Origin of the sequence: uncultured Streptococcus sp., from assembly GCF_905372115.1 — a bacterium.
Lineage (GTDB): Bacteria > Bacillota > Bacilli > Lactobacillales > Streptococcaceae > Streptococcus.
Map to the genome: position 1 here is coordinate 1 of NZ_CAJPNR010000065.1, position 8,724 is coordinate 8,724.

Sequence of the window (8,724 nt, forward strand, 5' to 3'; positions counted from 1 at the left end):
GTTTGTCGGCATCAACCTAGCTGATAAGTTTGATTTCTCTCAGGTTAACTCCCTCATTTACCTTGGCGGCTTGGGCATTCTGACCCTTTACAGTATTTATCTCTGGTATCGGGCGGATAAGGAGACGAAAAATTCATGATTAAAAAACAAGAATAAGCTGATTCTAAAATTGAAAGGAGACTGCACAAATTATCTGAACTTAGCTTATGTGAATGTTTGAGTTGAACAGAAAGGAAATGCTATGAAAAAATCATTTATTCTAACGCTTCTAACGATTATAACTCTAGGACTCTTCCGGCCAGTTACCGCCTTGGCTGAAGAACAGAAGCTGCCGTCTGGTACGGACCGTGACAAAATCGGTCAGAAAATCCAAGACTTTGTCAAGGAACATGAAAAGACGACAGCTGGTATGGCAACAACCGTTTTTGACAAGGACGGGACTATTTACCAAGGTAGTTTTGGCTATATGAACAAGGAAAAAGGCATTAAAGCCGACGACAGTAGTGTCTTTGAATGGGGGTCAGTAGGGAAACTAGCTATCTGGGTCTCCGTTATGCAGCTCTGGGAAGAGGGCAAGATTGACCTTGACGAAGACATTCGCACCTATCTGCCAGAGGGATTTATGAAGACTTTGCGCTACGAAAAGCCCGTTACTATGACAGATCTCATGAACCATCAGGCCGGCTTTGGCGAGTCTACCCATGCCTACAAGGAAGATAAGGGCTTGTCTATTGAGGAGATTCTGGCAGTTAATCAGCCAGAACAGTCTTACGAACCAGGCACCATGACAGCCTACTCGAACTTTTCAGCTAGTCTGGCAGCCTATATCGTTGAGAGAATCTCCGGTCAGGACTTCTCGGCCTATGTCCATGAGCATATCTTTCAACCACTAGGGATGAAAGACACTGCTCTATCAGCCGACTTTAAGGAAAATCCAAAGATTTACCAGAAGCGGATGGAGCAAATCTCTTATCGGGCGGACGGTCAGACATCTATGGGCACTAGCTATTTCCATCTTGGGCTTTACCCAGCGGGGAATGCCGTTTCCACTTTGGCTGACTTCCAGAAGTTTGCCCAAGCGCTTTTGAAGAAAGAAAAGCTTTTCAAGCATGCTGAGACTTGGACAACTCTCTACACAGCAACCTCGAATTATCCAGGAACGGACATGCCGCTCAATATGCACGGTTTTTGGACACGGGAGTACGGTACGACGCTTGTTGGCCATGGCGGAAACTCGATTGGCTATTCATCTTATATTCTGCTGGACTTGAAAAATGGTATAGGTATGACCGTTATGACGAATCAAGATCATGAGTTGGTTTATAACTATGAAATGCCAGCCTTGGTTTTTGGACCTAAGAAAAAGACGGACTCAGCCACCTTTGACAAATTCCAGTCTGGCAATTACCGATCTGCTCGCTCCTTTGTCAGTGGTCCTATGTCTATCTCCAGAATCTTGCTTTACACTCAGTTTGTGAAGAAATCCAAGGACAATCCGCTTTTGAGTCAGAATTTTTCAGTAGTCAGCGGTAGTGGAGACGAGACTAAGGTAACAGCTTCCTATGGCGATAACTTCAGAGTCAAGGATAGCGAGATTCTGAAAGATTGGTCCTTGCTTATTTCAGCGGCAGTCGGAATTGTTTTCAGTATCATTCTCTTTTTGGCACGGGGCGGACTGGATCTCTTCCGCTTGGTCTTCAAAAAAGGTCAATCTAAAATACCAAAATCTCTTCGTATCTGGACTTACCTAACTTCTTTAGCTGGAGTAGGTGTGGCTATAAACTTCCTCCTCCTCTTTAACACATTTGCTACCAACGATCTGAGCTTTCTAGCTAGCTGGCGCTACATTGTCTTTGCCGGTCTGGGATTGATTCTGGCTGGCTGTGCAGTCTTCCCACTTCTGACCAAGGCAAGAAAAGGGCTGAGTAAGAGCCGACTCTACCTGACAGTATTGGCTAGTCTATCAGCTCTAGCTATCGTTATCAATATTCTCTACTGGTCACTTTATCAGTGGTGGGGTCTGTAATAAGCGCAGCTCCATTGCACAAAGGAGTATCTCATGAAAAAATCTATTCCAATCATTCTTTTAACCATTTTGACGCTAGGAATCTTCCGACCGACAGCTGCTTTAGCTGACTCGCAGAAGCTTCCGTCTGGTACGGACCGCGACAAAATCGGTCAAAAAATCGAAAGTTTTGTCAAGGAACATGAAAAGACAACTGTCGGAATGACGACCGCTGTCTTTGATAAAAACGGAACCATCTACAAGGGAAACTTTGGATATGTGGATAAGGAAAACAAAGTCAAAGTTGACGATGACAGTGTTTTTGAATGGGCTTCAATCACTAAACTGACGGTCTGGGTGTCGGTCATGCAGCTCTGGGAAGAGGGCAAAATTGACCTAGAAGCAGACATCAAAACTTATCTGCCAGAAGGCTTTCTCCGCAATCTTCGCTACGATAAGCCTATCACCATGCTGGATCTGATGAATCATCAGGCTGGCTTTGATGAAATGCCACTCTACAAAAAGGGAGACAAGAGCGACTTGGAAGAGCAGTTCCGTGATTACCAGCCTATTCAGTCCTTTGAGCCGGGTACGACGACATCATACTCTAACTTCAGCACGGCTTTGGCATCTTATATCGTGGAGCGGATATCTGGGCAGAAGTATGCAGACTATGTCCATGAGCATGTTTTTGAGCCGCTGGGCATGGATCGGACTGCTATCTTGCCTGACTTATCGGACAACGCTTATGTACAGGAAAAGCGCAAGGAAGACAAGGGCTATGATGACCAAGGTAAGCTCTTGGGTGATACACCATTTAAGCTCTGGATGTACCCAGTCGGAGGGGCTGTGGGGACTCTAGGAGACCTGCAGAAATTCGCCCAGGCCTTGCTGGAACGTAAGACGCTCTTTCATCGTCCAGAAACTTGGACCGAGCTTTACTCAACAACCTCTACCCACCCTGATACGGATATTGTTCGTAATGCTCATGGCTTTTGGGCCAGTCACTACGGTGTTACCTTGCTGGGACACAGTGGTAATGCTGATGGCTTTTCTAGCTATCTTTACTTGGATCTGAAAAATGGCATCGGCCAAGTCATCTTAACCAATCAACTGTATGAACAAGTTTACAATGTTCAAATGCCGGAGCTGATATTTGGCAAGATGCAGACTGTCAGCGAAGCTACTAAAAAGCAATTCAAGCCTGGCTCTTACCACTATCTGAGAAGCTATAATAGGGGGCCGCTGTCCTTCATGATCATGATTCCCGGGGCTATCCAAAAGATCAACAAAGTCTCAGAACAGCCGGATCTGCTGAGCACTTTCTGGACTATTGACCGAAGCCAAGGTGCTGACCGCCTCGAATTCGGTGTCCTTAATGCAGAAAGGATTTCCGATTCAGTTCTCTTTAGGCATTATCTAGTCGTGTTTCTCGGAGCTCTGGCGCTCGTGTTTGCTTTGGGAAATGTCTTGATTAGTTCTTTGATTGGCGGTTTCCGTCTTATCCTGCGTAAAGCAAAAAGTTTGGCTCCTCGCTCTTGGAAGGTCTGGAATTGCCTGACTTCTCTAGGAATGCTGCTGTTTGCTGGCAATCTCATTCTGCTTTTACTGGCTACTATGAATCAGGACTACTCAATTGTTCAATCTTGGCGTTATATGGTCTTTGCAGGACTTGGCCTATTCTTAGCAGGATGTGCGGTTTATCCACTCTTTAGCAAGGCTCGAAAGAGTCTTGGAAAAGGTCGCCTCTTCCTGACGGTCATGACTAGCCTATCTGCTCTAGCTATCGTTGCCAATATCCTCTATTGGTCACTTTATCAGTGGTGGGCATTGTGACCCTTTACAATATTTATCTCTGGTATCGGGCGGATAAGGAGGTGAAAAACGCATGATTAAAAAATAAGAATAGCCTGATTCTAAAATTGAAAGGAGACTGCACAAATTATCTGAACTTAGCTTATGTGAATATTTGAGTTGAACAGAAAGGAAATGCTATGAAAAAATCATTTATTCTAACTCTTCTAACGATTATAACTCTAGGACTCTTCCGGCCGGTTACAGCCTTGGCTGAAGAACAGAAGTTGCCGTCTGGTACGGAACGAGACAAAATTGGTCAGAAAATCCAAGACTATGTCAAAGAGCACGAAAAGACAACAGCTGGCATGGCAACGGCGGTATTTGACAAAGAAGGCACTATCTATCAAGGAAATTTTGGCTTTATGGATAAAGAAAAAGGACTCCAAACGGATGACAATAGTGTCTTTGAATGGGGGTCCGTGACCAAACTAACTGTCTGGGTCTCTGTCATGCAGCTCTGGGAAGAGGGCAAGATTAACCTAGAAGAAGATATTCGCACCTATTTGCCAGAGGGCTTTCTCAGAAATCTCCGCTATGACAAGCCCATCACTATGCTAGATTTGATGAACCATCAGTCAGGTTTTGACGAAGCCCCTCTCTATATGCAAGGGGACAAGAGTTTAGAGGACTTGCTGCTCAAATATCAGCCGATTCAGTCCTTTGAGCCAGGTACAACGACAGCTTATTCCAACTACAGTACTGGATTGGCTGCCTATATTGTGGAGCGAATTTCGAGGCAATCCTTTGTTGATTATGCTCATAAGCATATCTTGCAGCCTCTTGGAATGGAGAGAACAGCCATAGCTCAAGACTTGTCCGACAATGCTTATGTCCAAGCCAAGCGCAAGGAAGTAAAAGGATATGCGGCAGATGGCAGCCTGTTAGGCGATGCTCTTTATGAAGTCGGCCTGTATCCAGTTGGTCGGGCAACAGGAACATTGAGTGATTTGCAAAAATTTGCTCAGGCCCTGCTAAGTCGAAAAACTCTCTTTGCTCGGTCGGAGACTTGGGACAAACTATACACTGGCACTTCGTATTATCCTGGTACAGATATCGTTCGTAATGCTCATGGCTTCTGGGCTAGTGAATTTGCCGTTACAGTGCTAGGACACGGCGGTAATACAAATGGTTTTTCCAGCTTTCTTCGGCTGGATCTGAAGAATGGTATCGGGCAGGTAATCATGACCAATCAAGGCTTGGAAGAAATTTATAATGGTGGCATGCCAGAATTGATTTTCGGAAAACGTCCGACAGCCAGTGCAGAAACTCAGAAAAAGTTCGAACCAGGCTATTATCAAATTCTTCGGAATTTTAACCAAGGTCCGCTCTCTTTGTACCAGCTCTTTCCAGGTAATATGCTTCATATGAAGAAGCCGTCCTCGGAGCGAATGGATCATTTGTTTTGGACTATTTATAAAAGTGGAAATGGCAAAACGAGAATTGCTACTCCAGTCAGTGATTTGGAGAGACTCCCTGACTGGGAAATCTGGACTAAGTTTGGGTTGATTGCTTTGGCTGCTCTTAGTCTTGTTTATGCTTTGGTCAATCTACTTGTGCGGCTTGCGCTGGTCCTTTATCGACTGGCCTTTGGCAAGGTGAAAAGCAAGCAAAATCGAGCTTGGAAATGGTGGCACATTTTAACAACTGCAGGAGTAGTGACCGTAGCTTGCAATTTACTGTTGCTCCTGCTTAGCTTCAACGCTACGGATCTCAGTATCATCTCTCAGTGGCGTTATATGGTCTTTGCAGGACTGGGCCTATTCTTAGCAGGATGTGCGGTTTATCCGCTCTTTAGCAAGGCTCGAAAGGAGCTCGGAAAAGGTCGCTGCTTCCTGACAGTTCTAACTAGCCTATCCGCCCTGGCTATTGTTGCCAATATTCTCTATTGGTCTCTTTACCAATGGTGGGTGATGTAGTTTAAAAATTTTTGAAACAAGAAAAGAGCCGGCTTATAAGCTGGCTCTTCGTTTGGTTTTATACATTCAGTACCTTGTCCAAGAAGTCTTTAAGACGTGGATGCTGCGGATTGTCAAAGATTTGGTCAGGCTTGCCGTCTTCTAGGAATTCACCATCAGCGGTAAAGATAACGCGGTTGGCTACCTGACGGGCAAAGCCCATCTCATGAGTCACAATCAGCATGGTCATACCTTGCTGGGCCAGATCTTTCATAACGTTGAGAACGTCGCCGACCATTTCAGGGTCAAGGGCAGAAGTAGGCTCATCAAAGAGCATGATGTCTGGATTCATGGCCAGACCGCGAGCAATTGCCACCCGCTGCTTTTGACCGCCGGACAGACTGTCTGGACTGGCATCAGCCTTATCAGCCAAGCCGACTTTTTCCAAGAGCTCCATCCCCAGCTTGTTTGCTTCGTCTTGGGTCAAGCGCTTGTGCTCAACAGGAGCAAAGGTGATGTTTTCCAGAACGGTCATGTGCGGGAAGAGGTTGAAGTGCTGGAAGACCATACCGATATTTTCACGGACCAGATCCACGTCAGTCTTTTTGTCCGTCAGATCAAAGCCATCAACCGTGATAGTCCCGCTGGTCACTTCCTCTAGCAGATTGAGGCTGCGCAGGAAGGTTGACTTACCAGATCCAGAAGGACCGATGATGCAGACCACATCTCCCTCGTAGAATTTAGCGGTAATTCCCTTTAGGACTTCGTTTTCCCCGTAATATTTATGAAGATTGTTCACATCGATTTTTAATTTTGCCATTACTTAATCCTCTTTTCTAAGCGTTTTGCCAAGCGGGTCAAGAGCGTGATAATGATGAGATAGAGCACGGCTAGGATAGCATACATGCGGAAACTCTGATAGTTGCGGGCGATGATGTCCTTACCTGTTTTGAAGAGCTCGGCCAGTCCAATAGCTGAGACAATCGTTGTATCCTTGAGTGCGATGACAAACTGATTGACAAAGTTTGGCAGCATAATCTTGGTTGCCTGTGGCAGGATAATCTTGCGCATGGTCTTGGAGTAGGAAATCCCCAAGCTGCGGCTAGCTTCCATCTGTCCAACTGGTACGGCCTGAATACCTCCACGGACAATTTCTGCGATATAGGCGCCAGCATTGAGAGAGAGGGCGATGGTTCCTGCAACGAAAGCATTGATTGGGCTTTGTTGGCCAGTCATGGATTCGATTAAGTTAGGAATCCCCCAGAAGATAAAGGCTGCCACAATCATTAGTGGAATACCACGAATGACGTCGACAAAGATTTCTGCAATCCAGCGCAGCGGTTTATAAGGGCTGACGCTGAACATACCAAAGATAATCCCGATGACCATAGCAATCGCAAATGAAATCAGGGCCAAAGCAATCGTCACTCCTAGACCTTTAAGAAGTTCTTGGTAGTTGTTTTGCAGCAAGCCCCAAATAGTGGACTCATCTACAGTGGATTCCTTTTCTTCGCTAGCCAGATACTTGTCTAAAATTTCTTGGTACTTGCCGCTTTCTTTGAGGTTGGCCAGTCCATTGTTAAACATCTCAATCAACTCAGGATTGCTGCCTTTTTTAACTGCGAAAGCGACTTGGCCGCTTGGTGTACCTTCAATAGGTGTTTTAAGCTTCTTGCCTTGTTTGATAGCGTATTTGACAACGGGCTCATCATCCATTACAGCTGCGACAGAGCCAGTATTAAGGCTGTCATACATGGAAGCTGCATCTGAGAATGTTTTGATAGAGTAGCCGTACTTGCTCTTGTTTTCCTCAAGGAAAGTCTGAGAAGCGGTACCGGTTTTGACACCAACTGTCTTGCCCTTGAGTTCCTCGTAGGACTTGATATTGCTGCTGTCCTTAACTGCCAAGATAGAGTTGGCTGTATAGTAAGGATCAGAATAGTCAAAAGTTTTCTTACGGGCATCTGTGACAGACATACCGGCGATAATTCCGTCAGCCTGACCGGTCTGAACGCTATTGATAGCTGCATCAAAGCCAGGGTTGGTTACTTCCACAGTAAAGCCTTGGTCTTTGGCAATAGCCTTAATCAGCTCCATGTCAATCCCAGTGTATTGGTTGCTGTCATCTTGGAAGACAAAAGGAGCAAAAGATGAGTCGCTGGCAATAATGTATTTGTCTTTTGTCGGAGTAGCTTTTTGACCGGCAGGAGTAGAAGTCTCTGGAACGGCCGAGTCAGAGCTGCCTTTAGAAGCCGTCCATTTATTGATGATTTCTTCCAGACTGCCGTCTTCCTTCATCTGTGCCAAAGCCTCGTTAAACTCAGTAACTAAGTGCTCGTGCTTGCTGCCTTTTTTGACACCGAAAGCAAAGCTTCCTACAGCCTCACCCTTCATAGAAATTTTCAGGTTTTGGCCTTGGTTGATAGCATACTCAATGACGGGCTGATCGTCCATCACCGCATCTACATCACCAGCAGAGAGGCTGTTATACATCAAGTCGCCCGTGTCAAAGGTTTTGAGAGTGAAGCCGTACTTATCCTTGTTTTTCTCAAGGAAACGTTGGGCAGCCGTTCCTGTTTTGACACCGACTTTCTTTCCTTTCAGCTGTTCATATTTGCTGATGGTGTTTGCCTTGGTCGTCGCGATAACGACCTTGGTGTCATAGTAGGTATCAGACATGGTAAAGACTTTTTCGCGCTCGCTTGTCTTGGTCATACCAGCCATGATGGCGTCCGCTTGGCCGGCTTGAACCGCATTGACAGCTGCATCGAAGCCCGGGAAGCTCATGTCGATGTCCCAGCCTTTGATTTCTGCGACCTTGTTGATGATATCAACGTCAATCCCCTTGTAAGTCTGATCAGAATCTTTAAATTCAAATGGTGCGTAAGCAGTATCAGATACGATTTTGACCGTATCTGCCTGGGCTGTCGCCCCTAACGCAAAAAATGGAAATAATGTTAGCAAGAC

Annotated in this window: 5 protein-coding genes and 1 pseudogene; 4 read left to right on the top strand and 2 right to left on the bottom strand. The window is 45.7% G+C overall.

Features of this window, described 5'->3' with window-relative positions:
• From QZ169_RS11125 to QZ169_RS11140, 4 genes and pseudogenes are all read left to right on the top strand, one after another.
• A pseudogene (locus QZ169_RS11125) lies at positions 1-139 on the top strand (CPBP family intramembrane glutamate endopeptidase); the annotation flags it as partial.
• Positions 140-241: 102 nt separating this feature from the next.
• Positions 242-2,026, top strand: a complete 1,785-nt coding sequence (locus QZ169_RS11130) for a serine hydrolase (RefSeq protein WP_295507060.1) — start codon at positions 242-244, stop codon at positions 2,024-2,026.
• Between the two features lie 33 nt (positions 2,027-2,059).
• Positions 2,060-3,841 (top strand): serine hydrolase, encoded by a 1,782-nt coding sequence (locus tag QZ169_RS11135; RefSeq protein WP_295507061.1) that lies wholly within the window; start codon positions 2,060-2,062, stop codon positions 3,839-3,841.
• A 158-nt stretch (positions 3,842-3,999) separates the two neighbouring features.
• The gene (locus tag QZ169_RS11140) at positions 4,000-5,778 is read left to right on the top strand and encodes a serine hydrolase (protein WP_295507062.1); all 1,779 of its coding nucleotides are present in this window, start codon (positions 4,000-4,002) and stop codon (positions 5,776-5,778) included.
• Between the two features lie 58 nt (positions 5,779-5,836).
• On the opposite strand, the gene QZ169_RS11145 is transcribed toward QZ169_RS11140, so the two are convergent.
• Positions 5,837-6,577, bottom strand: coding sequence for an amino acid ABC transporter ATP-binding protein (locus QZ169_RS11145; RefSeq protein WP_295507063.1), 741 nt, complete (start codon positions 6,575-6,577; stop codon positions 5,837-5,839).
• Positions 6,577-8,721, bottom strand: coding sequence for an ABC transporter substrate-binding protein/permease (locus tag QZ169_RS11150; protein WP_295507064.1), 2,145 nt, complete (start codon positions 8,719-8,721; stop codon positions 6,577-6,579). The genes QZ169_RS11145 and QZ169_RS11150 overlap by 1 nt, the downstream gene beginning before the upstream one ends.
• Positions 8,722-8,724 lie beyond the last annotated feature (3 nt).